This is a genomic window from Mangrovimonas cancribranchiae (assembly GCF_037126245.1).
GTDB classification, from domain to species: Bacteria; Bacteroidota; Bacteroidia; order Flavobacteriales; family Flavobacteriaceae; genus Mangrovimonas; species Mangrovimonas cancribranchiae.
The window spans coordinates 1,339,995-1,362,539 of sequence record NZ_CP136925.1 but is presented as its reverse complement, the minus strand read 5'-3'; the positions used below and the strand labels follow the sequence as shown (position 1 = coordinate 1,362,539).

The following is a 22,545-nucleotide window of genomic DNA, read 5'->3' as shown; positions in this document are numbered from 1 at the left end:
TAGTGAAAAGCCCGACCACGTAAAACGTGGTAACGCCCAAAACAAACACACTTAAATAGATGGATTTAAACTTCAACAAGAACGAAGATCACAATAAATTATTGGTTTCTGAACTTAAGAAACGACTAGCAAAAGTAAAACTTGGTGGTGGCGAGAAACGCATTGAAAAACACCACGCAAAAGGCAAAATGACTGCCAGAGAACGTATTGATTATTTATTGGACAACAAAGCCCATAGTATTGAAATTGGAGCTTTTGCTGGTGATGATATGTATGAAGAACACGGCGGTTGCCCATCTGGTGGCGTGGTTGTGAAAATTGGTTACATAAAAGGCAAACAATGTATTGTAGTAGCTAACGATGCTACCGTAAAAGCAGGAGCTTGGTTTCCTATTACCGGCAAAAAGAATTTACGGGCTCAGGAACTAGCCATTGAAAACAAGCTCCCTATCATTTATCTGGTAGATTCTGCTGGAGTGTATTTACCAATGCAAGATGAAATTTTTCCAGATAAAGAGCATTTTGGTCGTATTTTTAGAAACAATGCTGTGATGAGCAGTATGGGTATTACTCAAATTGCTGCCGTTATGGGAAGCTGTGTTGCTGGTGGTGCTTATTTGCCCATAATGAGTGATGAAGCTTTGATTGTTGATAAAACAGGGAGCATTTTTTTAGCAGGTAGTTATTTAGTAAAAGCTGCTATTGGTGAAAGTATAGATAATGAAACCTTGGGTGGCGCTACGACACATAGTGAAATTAGCGGTGTTACCGATTATAAAGCTAAAGACGATAAAGATGCTTTAGATAAAATAAAAAACATTATTGATAAGATTGGTGATTTTGATAAAGCTGGTTTTAACAGAACTAAAGCGGCAAAACCCAAAGAAAACCAAGATGATATTTATGGTATTTTACCAAAAAGCCGTGCCGATCAGTACGATATGTATGAGATTATAAAGCGTCTTGTGGATAACAGCGAATATGAAGAATACAAAGCGGGTTACGGTAAAACTATTATTACCTGCTATGCTAGAATAGATGGATGGGCTGTTGGTATTGTGGCTAACCAACGTCATATTGTAAAAACCAAAGGCGCCAAAACTAAACCTGCCGAAATGCAGTTTGGTGGGGTGATTTACAACGATTCTGCCGATAAGGCTACACGATTTATTGCTAATTGTAATCAGAAGAAAATTCCGTTGGTATTTTTACAAGACGTTACGGGGTTTATGGTAGGTAGTAAAAGTGAGCATTCAGGTATTATTAAAGATGGTGCTAAAATGGTAAATGCCGTTAGTAATTCGGTAGTACCAAAGTTTACTGTAGTTATTGGTAATAGCTATGGTGCCGGAAATTATGCTATGTGTGGTAAGGCTTACGATCCACGATTAATTTTTGCTTGGCCAAGTGCCGAACTTGCTGTAATGAGCGGAAAAAGTGCTGCTAAAGTATTACTTCAAATTGAAAAAGCTTCTTTGGAAAAGCAAGGTGAAAAAATCACGAAAGAAAAAGAAGACGAACTTTATAATAAGATAAAAGCACGTTACGATAATCAGGTGTCTCCTTATTATGCCGCCGCACGATTATGGACAGACGCTGTTATTGATCCATTAGATACTAGAACATGGATAAGTATGGGGATTGAAGCTGCTAACCACGCTCCTATTGAAAAACAATTTAATATGGGTGTGCTACAAGTGTAGTAAAAAAATCATTAATTTTTCGTATCTTAATAACTGGTAATCAATATATTATTAGTTATGGAAACGATAAAATTTTTAAACAAATGGGCTAATGCACATACGTATTATCCATTAGATCTTATTAGAATTGCCTTAGGTGTGTTTTTATTTATAAAAGGCATTAATTTTATGGCCAATAGCCAAATGCTAGTCGATTTAATCAACCCCATTCAAAATTGGGCTGGTGGTATGCTGGCCATTCATTATGTGGCTCCAGCACATCTTATTGGTGGCGCTTTGATAGCCTTTGGCTTGTTGACACGTTGGGCAATAGCCGCTCAGTTACCTATTTTGATTGGAGCTGTTCTAATAAACTTTGTAGGTGACATGCACATGACTAGCTTAATTATGGCTAGTATTACTTTAATAGCTTGTGTATTTTTCCTAGTCTACGGATCAGGAAAGCACTCATGTGACTATTACTTTAAAATGCAGCAATAATTAAATAAGCAGACTTAGTTTATTAGTTTTAAAGTTTGTTCTCGCTGAACTTTGCCTGAAGTTGTTTCGATAAACTTATCTATAAAATAAACGTCTTTAGGGTGTTCAAACTTGTCTAATGTTTTATATATAGACTCTGGCATTGGTTTGTTATTCCCTTCTATAACTAAAATTAACTTTTCACCCAAGCTATCATCGGGAAGTGAAGTTATAAAAAATCGCTCTGGTATATGCTGTTGTAGTTTAGCTTCTATTTGTTCTGGGATAAGTTTAACGCCTCCAGAGTTGATTACATTATCAAAACGACCTAACCATTGGAATGTATTGTTTTTATAAAGCTTAACAATATCGTTAGTAGCTACTTTACCTTTAGTTAGTTTAGGCGCTTCAATTATTAAACAATCTCTGTCATCTTGTGCAATAGTTACATCTGGTAAAAGCTTATAGTATGTTTTTTCTCTAGTATGATTTAACTTTTTAAGCGCAATATGGCTAACTGTTTCTGTCATGCCATAAGTAGCATAAACATGCGATTTAAGTGATTGCATTTTTTCAGCTAATTGATTTGAAACTACAGCTCCGCCTACAATTAGTGTTTTTATATTGTCTAGTTTACTCAAGTTTTTCTCAACTTGCATGGGAATCATGGCACAAAAATCAAAGCTTTTTTTAGTATTAATGTTAAGTACTATTTTAGGGTTTATTAATGTTATATCTAAGCCTAAAACCATGGCTCTTACCAACATCATCTTCCCAGCAATATAACTAGCGGGCAAACAAAGTAAGGCTGATTTTCCAGGAGACAAATTAAAAAAATCTCCCGTTGCTAAAGCTGAATTAACCATAGCTTGCTTATTTATTTTAATAAGCTTTGGGTTGCCTGTAGAACCAGATGTCTTTAAATTAAGAAATGGATTGTTATCTAACCATTCTAATAAAAAGTGCCCTATTTGTTTTTCAAAATCCTCCCCTTCTTTAATAAAACTATAGGAGACTTCTTTAAGTTCTTCAAACGAAAAGTGTATTCCGTTTAATTTGAATTTGTGATGAATTTGTTTAAATGTTTCCAAAAGTTATAATGTTGTGGTGGTTTCATCTTGCTGTTTTGGAGCTTCTACGCTACCCCAAAGTTTATCTTTCCAATTGGTCCATTTATACTTTTTAGCAAAAATGAAAAGCAGGATTGGAAATAAAATAAACACAGGCATAAATACATCTATAAATCCAGCTGTTGTAGGCTGCGAGGTATCTTTTAACACCGAGTACGTTTGAAACGCTGTCCAATCGGCTGTTACTAATAAAGCCGTAAATAAGTTGTTGGCAGCATGAAAACCTAACGCAAGCTCTAAACCATCGTCCATTAAGGTCATAATACCTAAAAATAATCCTGTTCCTATATAATATATCATAATAATATAGCCTAGCTGCTTCACTTCGGGATTGGCTATGTGTAATAAACCAAATACCAAGGAGGTTGTAAGTAATGGCACCCATTTAGTTTTGGTTAAAACCCCTAATCCTTGCATTAAGTATCCTCTAAATAAGTATTCTTCAAAACTTGTTTGCAACGGAATCATGATAATAGCAATCACGCATAAAATAAGAAATGGGACTAATTGAAAATTAAGCACATAATTGTCTGGAGATAAATAGAAATAATCTAAAAGCGTCATCCCTGTAGAGAGTATTCCCCAAAACAGAAAGGCGAACCAAAAACGTTTCCAATCAATTTTAGGTCTTGCCGTGGTAAGTTTTGTTATTGTTTGTTTATGAAGCATTCTTACTGCAAAAAATACGCCAACCAAACCAGCTGCAAACGATAAGAGCATTAAAAAGAGGTTTAAGTTAGGCTCTAAAATAGACATCATTTCGGCTTCATTCATTTCAAATAAATTACTACCGCTATCCATTGCTTTATAAATAGCTACTGCTGTAAAAGGAATTTGACCAACAATTACGGCAGCTACTACAATTAAAAAACCTACTAAATATCGCCACCAATCGTGCAATACATTAAACACTTGTGCTATATACATGCTTTATAAATTAAATTTCCAGTTTAAATTGCTATGATAACTTAATGTGCCATTTTTTACAACTAAAGGACTATCAACATTATTGGTAAACAAACTTCCAGTACCTAAACCTTGCGGCATAGAATTCTTTAAAGTATGCGTCCATTGTGCAATGGCATTAAGTCCTACATTGCTTTCCAAGGCACTAGTTATCCACCACCCTATATGTTGTTTATTTGACAAATTAATCCATTCTTGACTACCTTGCCAGCCACCAACAAAACTTGGTTTTAAAATAATATACTGTGGTTGTATGGTTTGTAGCAGTTTTTGTTTTTCTGTTACATGAAACACGCCAATTAATTCTTCATCTAATGCAATGGGTAATGGTGTCTCTTCACAAAGTCTTGCCATTTCCTGCGGTTGACCTTGCCTTATGGGTTGTTCTATAGAATGTAAATCTAGTTCACTTAAGTACTTTAGTTTTTCTAAAGCTTCATTGTATTTAAAAGCACCATTAGCATCTACACGCAATTCAATATCATCTTTAGAAAATTCTGCCCGTATGGATTTTAGTAAATTATATTCTGTTTGAAAATCGATAGCACCTATTTTCATTTTAATACAAGAAAATCCTAAATTGATTTTATCTTGAATTTGTTGTTTCATAAAGGATTTGTCTCCCATCCAAATTAATCCGTTTATGGGTATGGAAGCATGTCCGCTTGTGAATTCCGAAGGAAATAACTCAAAAGGCGTTTCGCTTTCCAACGATTTAAATGCCATTTCCAATCCAAACTGTATGCTTGGAAATTCTATATTTTCTTTATATAATTCTTCTAAACCTAAATGGATATTTCGGCAAGTCCATTTAAGTTGTTGTTCGTAATCAGGTCTGTCGTCGGCACTTAAGCCGCGTAAAATACCACATTCTCCTATACCTTGTTTCCCATTTTTTTTAATAATAATAAACCAGGTCTCTTTAGTTTTTAAAACCCCTCTAGAAGTTCCACTAGGGCGTTTAAATTCGAGAAGATATTTTTTGTAAGTAGCTATCATTTATTTATGGAGGTTAAAAATACATCAAAAATTAAAATTTATGATGCATGCTTACTTGTAATTGTCCTTTACCTTGTGCGTTTGTTTTTTGATTCATCCACCCTAACTGAAATTTAATTTTAGGATTTAAAACATAACCAATTCCTAAATAAGTACGATTTCTATCAAAAAACTCAACGGTTCTGTTATCTCCAATATCTTGCTGTCCGTTAATGAACAGTTCATTGTATAACGCCGCATAAATAGTATTTTTATTAAATGTTCCTTCTTTGTTAAATGGAATATTCATAAACAGATTATAACGATAGCGCGTTCTAAAATCTTGGTTTTCCACAAAACGCTGTTCATAACGAAAACGGTGGGTTAAATGAATGTGCTCTCCTATTTTCTGTGGCAATAAGGCTTCTTGATAAATTCTACTTTCGGTTGAAGTATCATTACTTTCGCCCAAAGCACCAGACGTAACATGTGCATATCCTAAAGTTAGTTTTAAAGTGGTATTTTTTGGCCTGTAAGTGACTCCAGATCGTAATAGCAATTGCTCTAAATCGCCCATGATATTCCAGTTTCTGTATTGAATATCTCCTTGTACACCAAATTGACTCTCATTAAACTGAGTATCGTAAAAATACATATACCAAGCCCCTAGTTGATTAGGGTTTTGGGCTTTTGTAATTTGTGTAAATAGTGTGAATGTAATACAAAGAAATAAAACACGGGATATTCTTATCATGATAAAAAATTATTTTTGATAGTTAAATCTGGACAATAGATTTTTTTTGAAAAAAAGCGCTATTTTTAAAGACACAAATATCTTACTTAATGCCAGATTTTCCAAACATCATTCACTTTGCTATTCCATTTTTTGTGCTATCAATGGCACTAGAATTGTATGTTACAACACGTGAGAAGTTTAAGGAAACTAAAGGTTACGAAACCAAAGATGCTATTGCCTCAATAGCTATGGGATTGGGCAATGTCTTTCTTGGTTTTTTAAGTAAGGCTATTGTGTTATGGGCATTTGTGCTTATTTATAATAACTTCAGGTTATTTACTATTCCTGTAGCTTGGTGGAGTTTTGTATTGTTATTTTTTGCTGATGATATTTCATATTATTGGTTTCACCGAATTTCGCATGAATGCCGTTTATTTTGGGCATCACATGTGGTGCATCACTCATCCCAACATTACAATTTAAGTACAGCATTGCGACAAACATGGTCTGGCGGGTTTTATTCGTTTATTTTTTGGTTATGGCTACCATTATTAGGCTTTCATCCTGCTATGATTTTACTACAAATGTCTATTAGTTTATTATATCAATTTTGGATTCATACGGAAACTATTGACAAAATGCCCCAGTGGTTTGAAGCTGTTTTTAATACGCCATCTCATCATCGTGTACATCATGGCAGTAATCCTATTTATTTAGACAGAAATCACGCAGGGATATTAATTATTTGGGATAAACTGTTTGGGACATTTCAACCTGAGTTAGAACATGAAAAAGTACAGTATGGTTTGGTAAAAAACATCAATACTTACAATCCTATAAAAATTGCTTTTATTGAATGGTTTTATATGTTTAAAGATGCTTTTTTAGGAAAAAAATCTTTAAAAGATCGCTTAAATTATATGATTAAACCACCAGGATGGAAGCACGATGGCACAGGAAAATTAAGTGATGATTTACGAAACGAGTGGTTAGAACATTTTGATGACAAAAAACCACCTATAAAAGGTTAAATTTCTTTTATGACTTTGAATAATAACGTTATTTGGATTACAGGTGCCAGTAGTGGTATTGGCAAAGGATTAGCACTGGAATTGTCCAAAAAACACAACTGTAAACTCATACTCTCATCCCGAAGAAAAGAGGAGTTAGAAGCCGTTAAACAACAATGCAAGCACCCAAACCAAGTCGCTATTGTTCCTTTTGATTTGACACACTATGGCAATATGAACACAGTTGTAGAAAAGGCCTTAAAGTGCTTTGGTACTATTGATGTTTTAATTAATAATGGAGGTATAAGCCAGCGTTCCCTGATTATAGAAACTAGTATTGAAGTTGATAAAAAACTTATGGAAATAGATTATCTAGGTACTATTTCCTTAAGTAAAGCTCTCCTTCCCTACTTTATTAAAAAACAAAACGGTCATTTTGTAACCGTTACCAGTTTAATGGGGAAATTTTCTTCGCCTTACCGCTCAGCGTATTGTGGTGTTAAACATGCTTTGCATGGTTTTTTTGATGCACTACGGATGGAACACCAAAAGGACCAAATAAAAGTCACGATGATTTGTCCCGGTTTTGTAAACACCAATGTGGCGCGTAATGCGTTAACAGGTGACGGTTCTCAACAAAACTCTCAAGACGAAGCCACACAAAACGGATTAACGGTTGAAACTTTTTCAAAAAAAATGATAACGGCTATTGAACGTGAAAAATTTGAAGTCTATATTGGGAAAAAAGAAGTTTTAGGTGTGTACCTCAAACGATTTTTCCCAAAACTGTTGCACAAATTTGTAATAAAAAGCCAAGTAAGATAATATCTATTACTACTTTTCTAAAGCATATTCGCAAACATTCTCTCTAAATTCTATGCTTTTTAACGTGTTCCAAATTTTGGTATCAAAATCACTTGGCGAAAACCTGAACAACACTAGTGTTTATCTTGTGCTTTACAATAGTATGCGCTAACCATAACATTAAGCATCATCATACGTTTGGGTATAAAATGCATTGTAAAGTCGTATTTTTACTTATAAGAAGTTTCAGTAGATTTAACAAATACAGTGTAGATTTTTCTTTGTCTTTGTTAACAACAATAGATTAGTATTTTTTTATATAACAAATGTCATGAATAATTAGATAAAAAATTTTTAAATTTAACTAACAATCAATTTAAAGCACAAATTCATGAAAAATATATTACTACCTACAGATTTCTCGCAAAATTCCTGGGAAGCTATAGAATACGCTATAAATTTATTTCAAGATGGCGAGTGTACATTTTATTTAATGCATTCTTATGAGCCTCAGGTTTCTGCACCTTCTACAGCAGTTACATCTAAACGCGCTAATTCTGTAATTATGGAGTCTATGAAAAATGAAGCCACCTTAGGATTACAAAAAGTATTAAAGCAAGTAAATAGTCTGCCGTTAAACGAAAATCATGCATTTAAAACCATAATAGCAAACGACTATTTTACTGGTGCTGTTGAAGAACAAGTTAAAAAGCTTAATATAGATGCTGTTATTTTAGGAACAAAAGGTGCTAGTGGATTAAAAGAAGTTACTTTAGGTAGTAATACGGCCAATCTTATTGGTAAATTACCTTGTCCTATTATTGCTGTTCCTACAAATGCGGTTTTAAAAGATGTAAAAGAAATTGGTTTTGCTGTAGATTACTCTATAAAATCGTACGATAAAGGGTTAGATTTATTAAAAGATGTTGCGCTACACTACGAGTCTAAAATTTCTGTGGTACATGTTTTAAATAAACATAAAGAATTATCTGCTGAAATGTTATCAAGCAAAATTGAGTTAGAAAGCTATTTAAAGCCTATACCTACTACTTTTTATAACTTAACCGATGTTTCGGTTGAGTTAGGTACGAGAATATTTAGTGAAAGTCGTCAATTAGATATGATATGTGTGATAGCTAAGAAGCATGGCTTTTTTGAAAGGCTGTTTAATAAAAGCCAAAGTAAATCTATAAGTCATCATGCTAAAGTGCCTTTAATCATTTTTAATGAAGCTGCTTTTTAAAAGTAACGTCCACTAAAAATATTTTTAGTGGACGTTTTTTTATCAAAAAATTGTTTTACAACTCAATACGCTCTCCTATTTCTAGAAGCATTAAATCTTTATTCTTATCGAAAAACTTTCGTTTGGCTTCTTCATGATCTATTTCTATGTAACCAAACGTGTCGTAATGGTAACCTAGTATTTTGTCACAAGCAACAAAATCACTTGCTAAAATAGCATCATCTATTCCCATAGTAAAATTATCTCCTATTGGTAAAATAGCTAAATCTAGTTTTGTTTGTAACGGGATTAACTTCATATCCATAGTTAATGCCGTATCGCCTGCTATGTAAATATTTTTGTGCTCACCTTCTATAACAAAGCCACCCGGTTGCCCGCCATAACTACCATCTGGAAAAGACGACGTATGAATAGCATTAACATATTTAACGGTACCAAATTCAAAACCCCAAGAGCCGCCATGATTCATAGGGTGTACTTCGAACCCTTTATTTTGATAATGTGTAGCGATTTCAAAATTAGAAACAATAACAGCTTTGGTTTGTTTTGCAATACTTTCTACATCCAGAATATGATCTTGATGCGCATGTGTTATTAAAATGTAATCTGCTTTTAAGCTATTTATATCTATGTGAGATGCTTTCTCATTTGCGCTTATAAATGGATCTACCAAAATATGGACATCTTCTATTTGAATTCCTAAAGAAGCGTGTCCGTAGAATGTTATTTTCATTACAATATTTAGTTTTTAGTTATAGGTTGAAAATACAAAAACTCAAACAAATTTTATTAAAAATCTGTTTGAGTTTTCAATCCCCAAAAATATGAAGCTTTTTAAGCACTTCATAATGTCGATAAATAATATCTACTCTTTAAAAATACGAATTAAACACCTGAAAAACAACTATTTATGTGTTTTATTTTAAAGTAAATGCCCTATAGCTAATAAGGTACTTAAAAGAAATGTTGTTAAGGCTAGTTTTTTGAGTTCCGGATCTAAATTTACAGGATTAGTTGTTCTTTTTACCCTTAGCATATGAGCAATTAAAGGAATGTAAGTGATAAAAAACATAATATTCCATATAGAAACATAGTATAATACACCATACATAAACGACAACAAAATAGCCAAACCAATTAGTGTATAATGATATCTTTTGGCATTAATAAATCCTAATTTAACAGCTATGGTGTTTTTATTTGCTTTTTTATCAGATTCAATATCTCTTAAATTATTAAGGTTTAATACGCCAACACTAAGTAAGCCTATTGTACAAGCTGGCAATATGGTAATATGGTCAATTTTTTTAGCAAATAAAATATAGCAACCAATAACACTTACAAGACCAAAAAAGATAAACACAAAAATATCGCCTAAACCTTTATATCCATAAGGATTATTACCCACGGTATACTTTAAAGCCGCGTAAATTGAAAGCACACCTAAACCAATAAAAATAAAAGCTAATAAAACATTTTTTGAACCAAATGATGTAAAAACAAGTAAAAACGCTAATAAAATGGTAATAAGAATATTAATTTTAATAGCACTAAACATTTGCGACGGTGATATATCGCCACTTTGAATAGCGCGCTTAGGGCCTATTCTATCGTCGTTATCTGTTCCTTTAGTACCATCGCCATAATCATTAGCGATATTAGATAAAATTTGTAAGCTTATTGTTGTTAATAACGCTAATACAAAAGTACTTAGCTTAAAAAGACCATTATAGCCGGCCAAAGAGCCAGCTATAATTATTCCAGACACAGAAAGTGGTAACGTTCTTAACCTAAAGGCAGAAAGCCACTTTTTAAAATTGTTCATAAAAGCAGGTTAGTTTAGATTAAGGAATCCATTTTTTATCAAAATTAGGTTTTCTTTTCTCTAGAAAAGCATTGCGACCTTCTTTTGCTTCGTCTGTCATGTATGCAAGTCTGGTTGCTTCTCCAGCAAATACTTGTTGGCCAACCATACCATCATCGGTAAGATTCATGGCAAATTTTAGCATTTTAATGGATATTGGTGATTTTGCTAAAATTTCCTGAGCCCATTCATAGGCTGTATTTTCTAAATCTTCATGAGGAATAACTGCATTAACCATTCCCATTTCGTAAGCTTCCTGTGCCGAGTAGTTTCTTCCTAAAAAGAAAATTTCGCGCGCTTTTTTCTGGCCAACCATTTTAGCTAAATAAGCCGATCCGTAACCGCCATCAAAACTTGTAACATCGGCGTCGGTTTGTTTAAAAATGGCATGTTCTTTACTGGCTAAAGTTAAATCGCATACTACGTGTAAACTGTGTCCACCACCAACAGCCCAGCCAGGAACAACAGCAATAACAGCTTTTGGCATAAAACGTATTAACCGTTGCACTTCTAAAATATTTAATCTGTGGTAGCCATCGTCTCCTACATATCCTTGATGCCCTCTTGCCTTTTGATCGCCTCCAGAACAAAAACTCCAGATACCATCTTTTGTCGATGGTCCTTCGGCAGAAAGTAACACCACGCCAATACTTGTATCTTCATTGGCATGATAAAATGCATCATATAATTCGCTTGTTGTTTTTGGGCGAAAGGCATTTCTAATATTAGGTCTGTTAAACGCTATTCGTGCTACACCATCACACTTTTTGTAGGTAATATCTTCGTATTCTTTTACTGTTTCCCAGTTAATTTTACTCATAATAATCTATTTCGCCGTAAAAATAAGTAATTACATCTAATAACTATTTATTTTTTTAAATAGACTCTTATTAGTATGTAATTTTGCGCGATTAATTATTGATTATGAAAGTTTTAGAATCTCCAATAGCTAAACATGTTGAAGCGACTTATTGTCTTGAAATTGGTGATTTTCATTTTTTTGAAAATTATTTGATTGCAGAATTTAAACAAGGCGTTTGTGTTTCTTTTAATGATTTAAAGGAGGTTTACGACTTGTTACTTGACTACTATAAGGGAGACACGTATGGGTTTATATCTAATCGTATAAATTCTTACTCTATAGATGTTATAGATATGAATAGGCATTTTGAAAAACTTAATCAAATATCTGCTTATGCTATAGTTACTTATAACTTAAATACTAAGCGTGTTTTAGCTGTTGAAGATTATTATTTTAATTTAAAACGAGAGCGTTTCACCTCACTTTTAGAAGCCTCTAATTGGGTAGCCAATAAAACTGCTTTTAAAAAATTAATTAACCTTACGTAGCTTTTATTTTAAATAAATGCCTTCGTTTTTAATATCTATTAGCTTTTGCTTGTATAGAGAGCCAATAGCTTTTTTAAAGCTTTTCTTACTCATTTCAAGAGATTCTTTTATGTCTTCTGGTGAAGATTTATCGTGTAGTGGTAAAAATCCGCTATTGTCTTCTAATTCTTGAAGGATTTTTTCTGCTGTAGGTTCAATATTTTTGTACCCTATTTGATTTAGAACAATATCTAACTTATTATCGTGGCGTACTTTTTTAACATACCCTTTCATACGATCGCCTATATTAAGTTCTTTAAAGATATTATCCTTAAAAATTAGGCCTAAATGTTTTTTGTTAACTACGACATTCATACCAAATTCGCTTGGATGCGATATAATAATATCAACTTCATCAAACTTTTCTACAGTTAAAGTACTGTTATCTAAAAAATGGTTTGTTTTACTGGAAGCGGCTAATCTATTGGTTTCTTCATCTAAATAACAATATACAAAATACCATAGGCCTGGCGTCATTTTAAAGGCTTGTTCCTTAAACGGACAAAACAATTCTTTAACCATTCCCCAATCTAAAAAAGCACCATATTTAGTTACTTCATTACAACGTAATAATGCAAAATCGCCTTTTTTAATATAGGGTTTATCGGTTGTGGCAACAGGACGTTCTTCATTATCTAAATACACGAAAACTTCTAACTTATCACCTATATTAAACTCTTTAGGAACATATCTATTAGGTAACAGAATTTCATTATCGTCTTGGTCGCCAAGAAATAATCCAGGTTCTCTCTCTCTAAGTATTTCTAGCGTATTGTATTCTCCTAAATTTATCATAGTGCAAAGGTAACTTTATTTACTGAATTTAATACTAGCAGGAAGCTGTACAATACTATATTTTATTTAAAATCTAATTTATTTAAAATTAAACCAGAGGCTGGAGCAATGTAGTAGTAGGGTGTCTCGCTTGGTATTTTAAGAGATGTTTTAATATAGTCCAAAGTTATGTCGCCTTTGCCTAGTCTTATTAAGGCTCCCATCATGAGTCTTATTTGATTTCGTCCAAAACCTTCGCCCTGTACTCGCAACATATAGGTTTTTTCTGGAAAAAAATTGGCGGTGTACGCTGTGTTTTCAACTATCTCGCAAGTAAAAATAGTACGTTCGTACTTGCCTTCACCTGTAGCTTTATAACAATAATCTTTAAAATTATGACAGCCTTCAAACAACTTGGCGCCTTGCATCATAATGTCTATATCAAGCTTATCTAAGATAGTCGTTAAAATTGATGCACAAAATGGATGGCATTTTTCACCATGAGCAAAAAGATAAATGTACTCTTTAACTTTAGGATGCTGTATAATATTGAAGTTATTATCTACTTCTGTTATAGATAACGCCCTAATATCTTGTGGTAAATTATAGTTAAACCACTCTAAAAACTTGTCATAATCTTCTATTTCATGCTCTAAAAACAGTTCAAACGCTGTTTCATTAGCAGATACCATAGCATCTGTTCTTCCAGATGTTAATGTTTTAAACGGTTTCCCTTCTAGAACATATTTAAAGGTTCTATCGACCATTAAATGTAATGTTTTTAAGTTGGGTTGTTTTTGCCAACCATGAAATCGATATCCTAAATACTGGATTTTAAAAACGTAATAATATTTTTTGGGTGCAAATGCCGACATGATAATTTCTAATTGCCGAAAGTAGCTTTTTTTAATTATATGGCAAATTTTTCCTAACTTGTACTGTAACTAACCAATCAAAATTAATTTTATGACAACAAAATCGACTACATCAAAGCCCCCAATTTGGTATTGGATTATAGCTGTAATTGCCCTTATATGGAACGCCATGGGAGTTATGCAGTATTTAGGACAAGCCTATAATACCGAAGCTTGGAGAAGCGGTTATACTGAAGAACAACTAAATATTATTAATAGCATGCCTGCTTGGTACACAGCGGTATTTGCTATTGCTGTTTTTAGTGGCGTTCTAGGTTGTTTAGCGCTTTTTATAAGAAAAATAATTGCTAAATTATTATTCTGGGTATCCTTGTTAGCTGTACTTATTCAAATGGGATATTCGTTTGCCGAAGGCCATCTAGATAATATGGGAATGACCACAGCAATTGTAGTTTTTGCTATTTTCTTGGTTTGGTTTTCTCAATACGCATCAAGAAAGCAATGGATTTCTTAAAAACTATTTACACAATATAAACGATTAAGGCACTAGTATTTATCTAATGCCTTTTTTTTAGCACTTTAACCACATCATTAATACTATAACCCTTGGCTTGTAATAGTATTAGGTAATGAAATAATAAATCGGCTGTTTCGTTTAAAAATAAATCATTATTGTTGTCTTTAGCTTCAATGATAACTTCAACAGCTTCCTCCCCTACTTTTTGTGCTATTTTATTTATTCCTTTTGAAAAAAGTGAAGCCACATAAGATTGATTCAAATCACTTTCTTCTATTCTATTGGTTATAATTGTTTCTAATTTAGATATAAACCCATAAGATGGTATGTTACTTTCTCCCCAACATGTATCGCTACCTTTATGACAAGTAGGACCATTTGGTTTTACTTGAATTAGTAGTGTATCATTATCGCAATCCATTTTAATATTTACTAGATGTAAATAGTGTCCGCTTTTTTCACCTTTAGTCCATAAACGCTGTTTCGATCTACTGTAGAAGGTAACCACTTTAGTCTTTATAGTTTTTTTATAGGCTTCCTTATTCATATAGCCTAACATTAGAACTGTTTTGGTTTCGGAGTCTTGAATAATTGCAGGAACAAGACCATCGATATTTTTTTTAAAATCTATTTTCATTAGAGTCGTACTTCTATTTGTTGTTGTTTTAATGTTTTCTTTAAATTGATAATGTCTATTTCACCAAAATGAAACACGCTAGCAGCCAAAGCAGCATCGGCTTTTCCTTGTTTAAACACATCTATGAAATGTTGTTGTTTTCCTGCTCCACCCGATGCTATAACTGGAATATTTAACTCTGAAGATAATTTAGCAAGAGCTTCATTTGCAAAACCATTTTTAGTACCATCATGATTCATAGAAGTAAACAATATTTCTCCTGCTCCTCGAGACTCCACCTCTTTAGACCAGCTAAACAAATCTAGTGTTGTTGGTATACTCCCACCAGATAAATAAACGTTCCAATTATTATTAATTTTTTTGGCGTCAATCGCAACGACTATACATTGTCTTCCAAATGTTTTGGCTAATTGATTAATTAACTCCGGATGCATTACTGCCGATGAGTTAATTGATATTTTATCGGCACCATTATTTAATAAAATGGAAACATCTTCAATACTAGAAATTCCTCCTCCAACCGTAAATGGGATGTTTATTTGTTTTGCTATTTCTAAAACCATTTCTTTAGTTGTCTTTCTACCTTCTTGAGTCGCTGAAATGTCTAAAAACACTAACTCATCGGCACCTTCGTCGGTATATTTTTTGGCTAATTCAATAGGATCTCCAGCGTCTTTTAACCCTAAAAAGTTAATTCCTTTTACCGTTCTGCCATTTTTAATATCTAAACAAGGTATTATTCGTTTTGTAAGCATTTAATAAAGTTTTTCTAATTGTTTTAACGTGATTTTATTTTCATATAAAGCTTTACCTATAATGGCACCTTCACAACCAATATTTTTTAATTTGTATAAATCTTCAATATTTGAAATTCCTCCTGAGGCTATTAACTTTATAGAGGTGTTTGAACATTTAGAAATCACATTTTTGTATAAACTTAAAGAAGGACCTTGTAACATACCATCTTTATTAATATCAGTACAAATAACATATTCTACACCCTTTTTTATATAATTATTTATAAATGGAATAAGCTCTAAATTACTTTGCTCTTGCCAACCGTTAATAGCAATTTTTTTGTCTCTTATATCTGCTCCTAAAATTATTTTATGACCTCCGTAACGTTTTAACCAAGACGAGAATATATCTGGATGTTTAACAGCAATGCTTCCTCCTGTAACTTGCTTTGCACCTGAATTAAAAGCAATACGCAAATCGTTATTAGATTTTAAACCACCGCCAAAATCTACATTCAATTTGGTTTTTGTTGCAATTTGTTCTAATATCTTATAATTAACAATCTGCTTAGATTTTGCTCCATCTAAATCAACTAAATGGAGGTATTTAATCCCATAATCTTCATATTGTTTAGCTACTTCTAAAGGGGATTCATTATATATTGTTTTTATATTATAATTCCCTTTGGTTAATCGTACAGTTTTACCATTTATTACATCTATTGCAGGTATGATACGCATATGTTTCTTTTTAAATTTCTATAAAGTTTTTTAAAATCTGTTCTCCTAAATCACCACTTTTTTCTGGGTGGAATTGAACCCCGTAAAAATTGTTTTTTTGTAAAGCCGAAGCATATTCTAATCCATAATCTGTCTTTGAAATAGTTTCGTCGCAGATTTCTGCATAATAGCTATGTACCAAATACATGTATGATTTTTCAGGGATTCCAACAAATAAGTCAGATGTCAAATCTTTAATAACATTCCATCCTACGTGTGGAACTTTTACATGAGCATTAAACTTTTTCACTTCTACATTAAAAACACCTAGTCCATGAGTAGTACCTTCTTCTGTATGCTTACATAACAACTGCATGCCGAGACAAATTCCTAAAACAGGTTGCTTTAAGGTTGGAATAACTAAATCTAATCCTGATTCTTTGAGTTTTTGCATAGCACTACTTGCTTCTCCTACACCGGGAAAAATAACTTTATCTGCTTTTAGTATGGTTGTTTTATCCTTAGAAACTATTGCATTTACACCCAAGCGTTGCAATGCGAATTGAACGCTTTTAATATTTCCAGCACCATAATCTATAATAACTACTTTCATTATAAAGTGCCTTTTGTTGTTGGTAATATCATTTTTTCTGTATCTCGTTTTATGGCCATTTTAATGGCTTTTGCAAAGGCCTTAAAAATGGCTTCGATTTTATGATGCTCGTTAATACCTTCTGCTTTAATATTTAAATTACATTTAGCGCCATCGGTAAACGATTTAAAGAAATGATAAAACATTTCTGTAGGCATTTTTCCTATCATTTCACGTTTAAAACAGGCATTCCATACTAACCAATTTCTACCACCAAAATCGATCGCTACTTGTGCTAAACAATCGTCCATAGGTAAGCAAAATCCGTAGCGTTCTATTCCTAATTTATTTGCTAATGCTTTATTAAACACTTCTCCTAAAGCTATAGCTGTGTCTTCAATAGTATGGTGTTCATCTACGTTTAAATCGCCATTAACTTTAATGTCTAGATCTACTAGACTGTGACGTGAAATTTGATCCAACATATGATCGAAAAAAGCTATTCCTGTATCGATATTGCCCTTTCCAGTTCCATCAAGATTTAATTGAATTACTACTTGAGTTTCATTAGTATTTCTTTCTATAGTCGCTGTTCTATCCGATAGCTTTAAAAACTCGTAAACATCTTGCCAATTTTTAGTTTCTAATGCTATATAAGGGTTTAACGCCTCTCGTTTTACTGTAATTTCTTCACTTCCTAAATACGATTGGTTATTAATAAAAATACCTCTTGAGTTTAAATTTTTAGCCAATTGAATATCGGTTAAGCGATCACCTATTACAAATGAGTTTTTTAAATCGTATTTTTTAGAAAAGTATGTGGTTAACAAGCCTGTGTTTGGCTTTCTTGTTGATGCATTATCTTTTGCAAAAGTTCTGTCTATAATCTGCTCTTTAAAAACGATTCCTTCGGCTTTAAAAGTTTTCATTATAAAATTATGCACTGGCCAGAATGTATTTTCAGGAAAAGAGTTAGTACCTAATCCATCTTGGTTAGTTACCAATACCAATTCGTAATCTAACTCATTTACTATTTTGCTTAAATACTGAAATACTTTTGGGTAAAATTCTAACTTTTTAAAAGCATCTATTTGTTCATCTTTTGGCTCTTTTATTAATGTGCCATCTCTATCTATAAATAATATTTTTTGTGCCATTATAGGTTTTTTAAAACATTGATTAATGTGTTGTTTTCCTTACTAGTACCAACAGTTATACGTAAACAATTTTTACAACCTAATTGAGATGTTCTATTTCTTACAACAATTCCTTTATTAATAAGTTGTTGGTACCTTTTTGTAGCATCGTCAACTTTTATTAAAATAAAATTGGTTTCTGTAGGGTAAACCTGCTCTATAAAAGATATGCTATGCAAAGCGTGTTCTAAACGTTTTCTTTGTTTTTTAATATTTTGAATTTGAGCTTCTATATGCGCCACATTTTGAAGTTGTTGTAATACATACTGTTGGGTTAAGATATTAATATTGTAAGGTGGTTTTATTTTGTTTATTGTTTCGATAATTATTTTTGAAGCAAAGCATAATCCTAACCTAATACCTGCCATTCCATAAGCTTTTGATAGCGTTTGTGTTATCACTAGATTAGGGAATTCATCTAACTTTGCTAACCAACTTTTTTGCGATGAGAAATCGATATAAGCTTCATCTATAACTACAATACCATTAAATTTTTTTAGTAAAAACTCTATCTTTTGAGATTTAAAGTGATTTCCAGTTGGGTTGTTAGGAGCACATAAAAACAACATTTTTGTATTACTTGTCGCGGTTTTCAAAATATCATCTACACGTAGTTGAAAATTATTATCAAGTGCTACTGAAATACTAGACACATTGTTTATATCTGCTAATACTTGATACATGCCATAGGTTGGTGGTAAAATAATTATTTGGTCTTTCTTGGGTTCACAAAAAGTTCTAATTAGTAAGTCTAAAACTTCATCGCTACCATTTCCTAACAAAATGTTATTAACACGCACATGTTTTAATTTAGAAAGACGTTGCTTTAATTTTAGTTGTTGTGAATCTGGATAACGATTTACGCCATTATTATTAGGGTTTTCGTTGGCATCAAGAAATACCATATCTTTATCAAAATCCTTATACTCCTCTCTTGCAGAAGAATAAGGTTTTAAGTTTTTTACACTTGTACGAACCAAGCTATTTATATTAAAATCTATTGATGTCATTTCTTTAAATCTTTTAATCTAATGGAAACCGCATTTTTATGAGCTTGTAAACCTTCGGCATTTGCCATTATTTCTATGGTTTCACCTAGGTTAATTAATCCTACTTTTGTTATTTTTTGAAACGTTATACTTTTTGTAAAACTATCTAAGCTTATTCCAGAATACATTTTACTAAACCCATTTGTTGGTAAAGTGTGGTTAGTACCAGAAGCGTAATCACCAGCACTTTCGGGTGTATAATTTCCTATAAAAACAGAACCTGCATTAGTAATCCCGTTAATGTATAATTCTTCGTTTTTAGCACAGATTATAAAGTGTTCTGGAGCAAATTCATTAATCATTTTTAAAGCTATATCATCACTTTCAACTAAAATTAGTTTTGAATTTTGTATTGCTTGCTCTGCAATAGATTTTCTAGGCAAGTCTTTAATTTGACTGGAAATTTCAGTTTTTACATTTTCAATAAGAAGTTTTGAAGTCGATATTAAAATCACCTGACTATCTACACCATGTTCGGCTTGACTAAGTAGGTCTGACGCCACATAAGAAGGCTTTGCAGATTCATCAGCATAGACCAATAACTCACTTGGACCTGCTGGCATATCTATGGCTACATCATATTTTATGGCTAATTGTTTTGCTACTGTTACAAATTGATTTCCTGGACCAAATATTTTATAAACTTGAGGTATTATTTTGGTACCAAATGTCATCCCAGCTATAGCCTGTATACCTCCTACTTTTAAAATTTTTGTAACTCCACAAAGTTGTGCTGCAAATAAAATTTCTTTTGCTATTTTACCTTCTTTATTTGGTGGCGAACAAATTACAATGTTCTTACAGCCTGCTATTTTTGCAGGAATTGCTAACATTAATACGGTAGAAAATAAGGGTGCTGTTCCTCCTGGAATGTATAATCCTATTTTTTCTATAGGTCGTTTTTCTTGCCAACAACGAACTCCAGGTGAAGTTTCAATCTCTACTTTGGATGTTTTTTGAGCCTCATGAAAAGCTTCAATATTAGTTTTAGCCATGTATATAGCTGTTTTTAAGCTTTCCGAAACATTTTCACATGCATCATCAATTTTTTTTTTGAAACTTTATAGTTATTCAGTTCAACACCATCAAACATAGCGGTGTACTTTGTAATGGCTGTGTCTCCTTGCCGTTTTATATCGTTAAATATTTCGGTAACTGTTCGTTCTATATCGGCTATAGTTTGTATTGGACGTTGTAATATGTCTGTCCATTGATCCGGCTTAGGGTATTGTATTATTTTCATATTATATTACCATGTTTTCTATTGGGCAAACTAAAATTCCTTCGGCACCATTAGCCTTTAATTCATCTATAATTTCCCAAAATTTATTTTTATTAATTACTGAGTGTAGAGAGCTCCATCCGCTTTTAGCTAATGGCATAATTGTAGGGCTGTTCATGCCGGGAAGAATATTTATGATGTCTTTAATTTTTTCATCAGGAGCATTTAAAAGCACATATTTATTTTCTCGACTTTTTAAAACAGATTGTATTCTAAACTGTAATCGTTCCAATAAGTTTTTTTGTTCATTATTTATTTTTGGAGATACAGCTAAAACGGCTTCCGATTCTAATAAAACATCAACCTCTTTAAGGTTATTTTTAAACAAGGTATTACCACTGGAGACAATATCTACAATAGCATCTGCCAACCCAATGTTTGGGGCAATTTCTACAGAGCCATTTATAATGTGTAAATTAGCAGAAACATTACGTTTCTTTAAAAACTTAGAAACTGTATTAGGATATGATGTTGCTATACGTTTACCTTGTAAGCATGTAATATTAGTATACTGTTCGTGTTTAGGTAAAGCGATGGATACTTTACATTTTGAAAAACCTAATTTTTCTATAATGTTAATATTGTCGCCTTTTTCAAACAGTATGTTTTCACCTATAATTGCGGCATCAACAACACCATCTTTTAAATATTGCGGTATATCACCATTTCTGAGATAAAAAAGTTCTAAAGGGAAATTGGCTGCCGATACTTTAAGTTGGTCTTTGCCATTATCTACAAATAGACCAATATCCTTTAGAATTTTCATGGAATCTTCATGAAGTCTACCAGATTTTTGTACGGCAAGTTTTAATTTACTCATTCTTTATTTATTGTGTTTGAGTAAATCAAATGAAGGTTAATGGTATTATAGAAAACAAAAAACCCGTTTGATTTACTCAAACGGGTTTTAAATATATTTTTACTTCAATTTAGTCAATACATTTTCAGCTCGCTTGAGTGCAAGTATGAAAATGATGATGATGTAATTGAATAAAAGTCATTTGTTTTCTTTAACAGAACAAAGATTTCAAAAAATAATTTAGAAATCCAAATTTTAATTATTGATTTCCTAAAATAATAGGCATTCCAGACTCTCCAGAACCTATTATAACCACTTTGCTATTAGGAGATTCCGATAGTTTGTTGGTAGCTTCAATACCTTTGTCTTGTAAAATTTTATCGGTCAGCGATGCGCTTAGTATTTTGTTGGCATCAGCCTTACCTTTGGCTTCAATACGTTGGCGTTCAGCTTCTTTTCTAGCTTTCTCTAATCTGAATTCATACTCCAAAGACTCTTGCTCCTGACGTAATTTACGCTCTATAGCATCTTTAATTGTAGGTGGTAAAGTAACATCTCTTACCAGGATTTCATCAATAACAATATGCTGATCATCCACAATTTTTTTAGTTTCCTCAAAAATTTCGGCTTGAATAGCATCTCGCTTACTAGAGTATAATTGCTCTGGTGTGTAACGCCCAACAACGCTTCTTGCTGCAGAACGGATAGTTGGCAAAATAATTCTGTTTAAGTAGTCCTCGCCTATTTCTTGGTGTAACTTTCCTAAGTTATTAATTTCTGGTTTATACCACGTTGAAGCATCTAGTTGAATGTCTAATCCGTTTGAAGAGAGTACTTTCATTTTTTCGAAAATCTCTTGACGACGTACTTCATAAACGTAAACTTTATTCCAAGGTGCTACAATATGAAACCCTTCTCCTAATGCAGGTTCATCTGTAACAACACCGCCCCCAAATCTTTTGTATAAAACGCCAGCTTCTCCAGAGTCTATAGTTACAGCCGATTTTGAAATAAGAATAACAATAAAAATAAGTAATACCACGAATGGTAATGCAATTTTGGGTAATCTTTCCATGTGTTAGTGT

General features: G+C 32.6%; 24 protein-coding genes and 1 pseudogene. 7 read left to right on the top strand and 18 right to left on the bottom strand.

All coding sequences use genetic code 11. From position 1 onward, the window contains the following. The first annotated feature begins 59 nt into the window (after positions 1-59). Positions 60-1,703 carry a carboxyl transferase domain-containing protein gene (locus tag R3L15_RS06075; protein WP_338733876.1) on the top strand — a complete coding sequence of 548 codons (1,644 nt, stop codon included), beginning with the start codon at positions 60-62 and terminating at the stop codon, positions 1,701-1,703. 57 nt (positions 1,704-1,760) lie between these two features. After that, positions 1,761-2,183 (top strand): DoxX family protein, encoded by a 423-nt coding sequence (locus tag R3L15_RS06070; protein ID WP_338733875.1) that lies wholly within the window; start codon positions 1,761-1,763, stop codon positions 2,181-2,183. A gap of 14 nt (positions 2,184-2,197) precedes the next feature. Here the strand turns inward: R3L15_RS06070 and R3L15_RS06065 are convergent, their stop codons facing one another. The 4 genes from R3L15_RS06065 to R3L15_RS06050 are packed head-to-tail and all read right to left on the bottom strand — an operon-like array spanning position 2,198 to position 5,990. Continuing rightward, positions 2,198-3,253 (bottom strand): AMP-binding protein, encoded by a 1,056-nt coding sequence (locus tag R3L15_RS06065; RefSeq protein ID WP_338733873.1) that lies wholly within the window; start codon positions 3,251-3,253, stop codon positions 2,198-2,200. Between the two features lie 3 nt (positions 3,254-3,256). Continuing rightward, positions 3,257-4,219, bottom strand: a complete 963-nt coding sequence (locus R3L15_RS06060; RefSeq protein WP_338733872.1) for a CPBP family intramembrane glutamic endopeptidase — start codon at positions 4,217-4,219, stop codon at positions 3,257-3,259. A gap of 3 nt (positions 4,220-4,222) precedes the next feature. Further along, the gene (locus R3L15_RS06055; RefSeq protein WP_338733871.1) at positions 4,223-5,257 is read right to left on the bottom strand and encodes an o-succinylbenzoate synthase; all 1,035 of its coding nucleotides are present in this window, start codon (positions 5,255-5,257) and stop codon (positions 4,223-4,225) included. 31 nt (positions 5,258-5,288) lie between these two features. Next, positions 5,289-5,990, bottom strand: a complete 702-nt coding sequence (locus tag R3L15_RS06050; RefSeq protein ID WP_338733870.1) for a DUF2490 domain-containing protein — start codon at positions 5,988-5,990, stop codon at positions 5,289-5,291. A gap of 89 nt (positions 5,991-6,079) precedes the next feature. On the opposite strand from R3L15_RS06050, the gene R3L15_RS06045 reads away from it, so the two are divergent. The 3 genes from R3L15_RS06045 to R3L15_RS06035 all read left to right on the top strand — a co-directional run bounded on the left by R3L15_RS06045 (position 6,080) and on the right by R3L15_RS06035 (position 9,029). Then, positions 6,080-7,003, top strand: a complete 924-nt coding sequence (locus tag R3L15_RS06045; protein ID WP_338733868.1) for a sterol desaturase family protein — start codon at positions 6,080-6,082, stop codon at positions 7,001-7,003. A 9-nt stretch (positions 7,004-7,012) separates the two neighbouring features. Next, positions 7,013-7,807: an SDR family oxidoreductase gene (locus R3L15_RS06040; RefSeq protein WP_338733867.1), complete on the top strand. Its 795-nt coding sequence runs from the start codon at positions 7,013-7,015 to the stop codon at positions 7,805-7,807. Positions 7,808-8,177: 370 nt separating this feature from the next. After that, complete coding sequence (locus R3L15_RS06035; protein WP_338733866.1) at positions 8,178-9,029, top strand: universal stress protein; 852 nt, start codon at positions 8,178-8,180, stop codon at positions 9,027-9,029. Between the two features lie 55 nt (positions 9,030-9,084). Here R3L15_RS06035 and R3L15_RS06030 read toward each other — a convergent pair whose 3' ends face one another. The 3 genes from R3L15_RS06030 to R3L15_RS06020 all read right to left on the bottom strand — a co-directional run bounded on the left by R3L15_RS06030 (position 9,085) and on the right by R3L15_RS06020 (position 11,713). Then, a complete protein-coding gene (locus R3L15_RS06030) occupies positions 9,085-9,762 on the bottom strand; it encodes a metal-dependent hydrolase (protein ID WP_338733865.1) in 678 nt (225 codons plus the stop codon). 189 nt (positions 9,763-9,951) lie between these two features. Beyond that, a complete protein-coding gene (gene menA, locus R3L15_RS06025; protein WP_338733864.1) occupies positions 9,952-10,854 on the bottom strand; it encodes a 1,4-dihydroxy-2-naphthoate octaprenyltransferase in 903 nt (300 codons plus the stop codon). 19 nt (positions 10,855-10,873) lie between these two features. Beyond that, positions 10,874-11,713 carry a 1,4-dihydroxy-2-naphthoyl-CoA synthase gene (locus tag R3L15_RS06020; protein WP_338733861.1) on the bottom strand — a complete coding sequence of 280 codons (840 nt, stop codon included), beginning with the start codon at positions 11,711-11,713 and terminating at the stop codon, positions 10,874-10,876. 104 nt (positions 11,714-11,817) lie between these two features. Here R3L15_RS06020 and R3L15_RS06015 point away from each other — a divergent pair, with 104 nt between their 5' ends. Next, the gene (locus tag R3L15_RS06015) at positions 11,818-12,243 is read left to right on the top strand and encodes a hypothetical protein (protein WP_338733860.1); all 426 of its coding nucleotides are present in this window, start codon (positions 11,818-11,820) and stop codon (positions 12,241-12,243) included. Between the two features lie 3 nt (positions 12,244-12,246). Here R3L15_RS06015 and R3L15_RS06010 read toward each other — a convergent pair whose 3' ends face one another. Then, positions 12,247-13,077, bottom strand: a complete 831-nt coding sequence (locus R3L15_RS06010) for a S1-like domain-containing RNA-binding protein (protein ID WP_338733858.1) — start codon at positions 13,075-13,077, stop codon at positions 12,247-12,249. 62 nt (positions 13,078-13,139) lie between these two features. Next, entirely contained in the window at positions 13,140-13,931 is a 792-nt protein-coding gene (locus R3L15_RS06005; RefSeq protein ID WP_338733856.1) for a tRNA pseudouridine(38-40) synthase TruA, read from the bottom strand. Between the two features lie 91 nt (positions 13,932-14,022). Between R3L15_RS06005 and R3L15_RS06000 the strand changes: the two genes are divergently transcribed. Beyond that, positions 14,023-14,445: a hypothetical protein gene (locus R3L15_RS06000; RefSeq protein WP_338733854.1), complete on the top strand. Its 423-nt coding sequence runs from the start codon at positions 14,023-14,025 to the stop codon at positions 14,443-14,445. A gap of 43 nt (positions 14,446-14,488) precedes the next feature. On the opposite strand, the gene hisIE is transcribed toward R3L15_RS06000, so the two are convergent. The 9 genes and pseudogenes from hisIE to R3L15_RS05955 all read right to left on the bottom strand — a co-directional run bounded on the left by hisIE (position 14,489) and on the right by R3L15_RS05955 (position 22,535). Continuing rightward, positions 14,489-15,085 carry a bifunctional phosphoribosyl-AMP cyclohydrolase/phosphoribosyl-ATP diphosphatase HisIE gene (gene hisIE, locus R3L15_RS05995; RefSeq protein WP_338733853.1) on the bottom strand — a complete coding sequence of 199 codons (597 nt, stop codon included), beginning with the start codon at positions 15,083-15,085 and terminating at the stop codon, positions 14,489-14,491. Next, positions 15,085-15,840, bottom strand: a complete 756-nt coding sequence (gene hisF / locus R3L15_RS05990) for an imidazole glycerol phosphate synthase subunit HisF (protein WP_338733852.1) — start codon at positions 15,838-15,840, stop codon at positions 15,085-15,087. The genes hisIE and hisF overlap by 1 nt, the downstream gene beginning before the upstream one ends. After that, entirely contained in the window at positions 15,841-16,563 is a 723-nt protein-coding gene (gene hisA, locus R3L15_RS05985) for a 1-(5-phosphoribosyl)-5-[(5-phosphoribosylamino)methylideneamino]imidazole-4-carboxamide isomerase (RefSeq protein ID WP_338733851.1), read from the bottom strand. A 10-nt stretch (positions 16,564-16,573) separates the two neighbouring features. Next, a complete protein-coding gene (gene hisH, locus R3L15_RS05980) occupies positions 16,574-17,155 on the bottom strand; it encodes an imidazole glycerol phosphate synthase subunit HisH (protein ID WP_338733850.1) in 582 nt (193 codons plus the stop codon). Further along, on the bottom strand, positions 17,155-18,291 hold the full coding sequence (gene hisB, locus R3L15_RS05975; protein WP_338733849.1) for a bifunctional histidinol-phosphatase/imidazoleglycerol-phosphate dehydratase HisB: 1,137 nt from the start codon (positions 18,289-18,291) through the stop codon (positions 17,155-17,157). Before hisB ends, hisH begins: the two co-directional genes overlap by 1 nt. Beyond that, positions 18,291-19,340 carry a histidinol-phosphate transaminase gene (gene hisC, locus R3L15_RS05970; protein WP_338733848.1) on the bottom strand — a complete coding sequence of 350 codons (1,050 nt, stop codon included), beginning with the start codon at positions 19,338-19,340 and terminating at the stop codon, positions 18,291-18,293. The genes hisB and hisC overlap by 1 nt, the downstream gene beginning before the upstream one ends. Continuing rightward, positions 19,337-20,622 (bottom strand): annotated as a pseudogene (gene hisD, locus R3L15_RS05965) (histidinol dehydrogenase). Before hisD ends, hisC begins: the two are co-directional and overlap by 4 nt. Position 20,623: 1 nt before the next feature. Beyond that, a complete protein-coding gene (hisG, locus tag R3L15_RS05960; protein WP_338733846.1) occupies positions 20,624-21,481 on the bottom strand; it encodes an ATP phosphoribosyltransferase in 858 nt (285 codons plus the stop codon). Positions 21,482-21,719: 238 nt separating this feature from the next. Then, complete coding sequence (locus R3L15_RS05955; protein ID WP_125468535.1) at positions 21,720-22,535, bottom strand: prohibitin family protein; 816 nt, start codon at positions 22,533-22,535, stop codon at positions 21,720-21,722. Positions 22,536-22,545 lie beyond the last annotated feature (10 nt).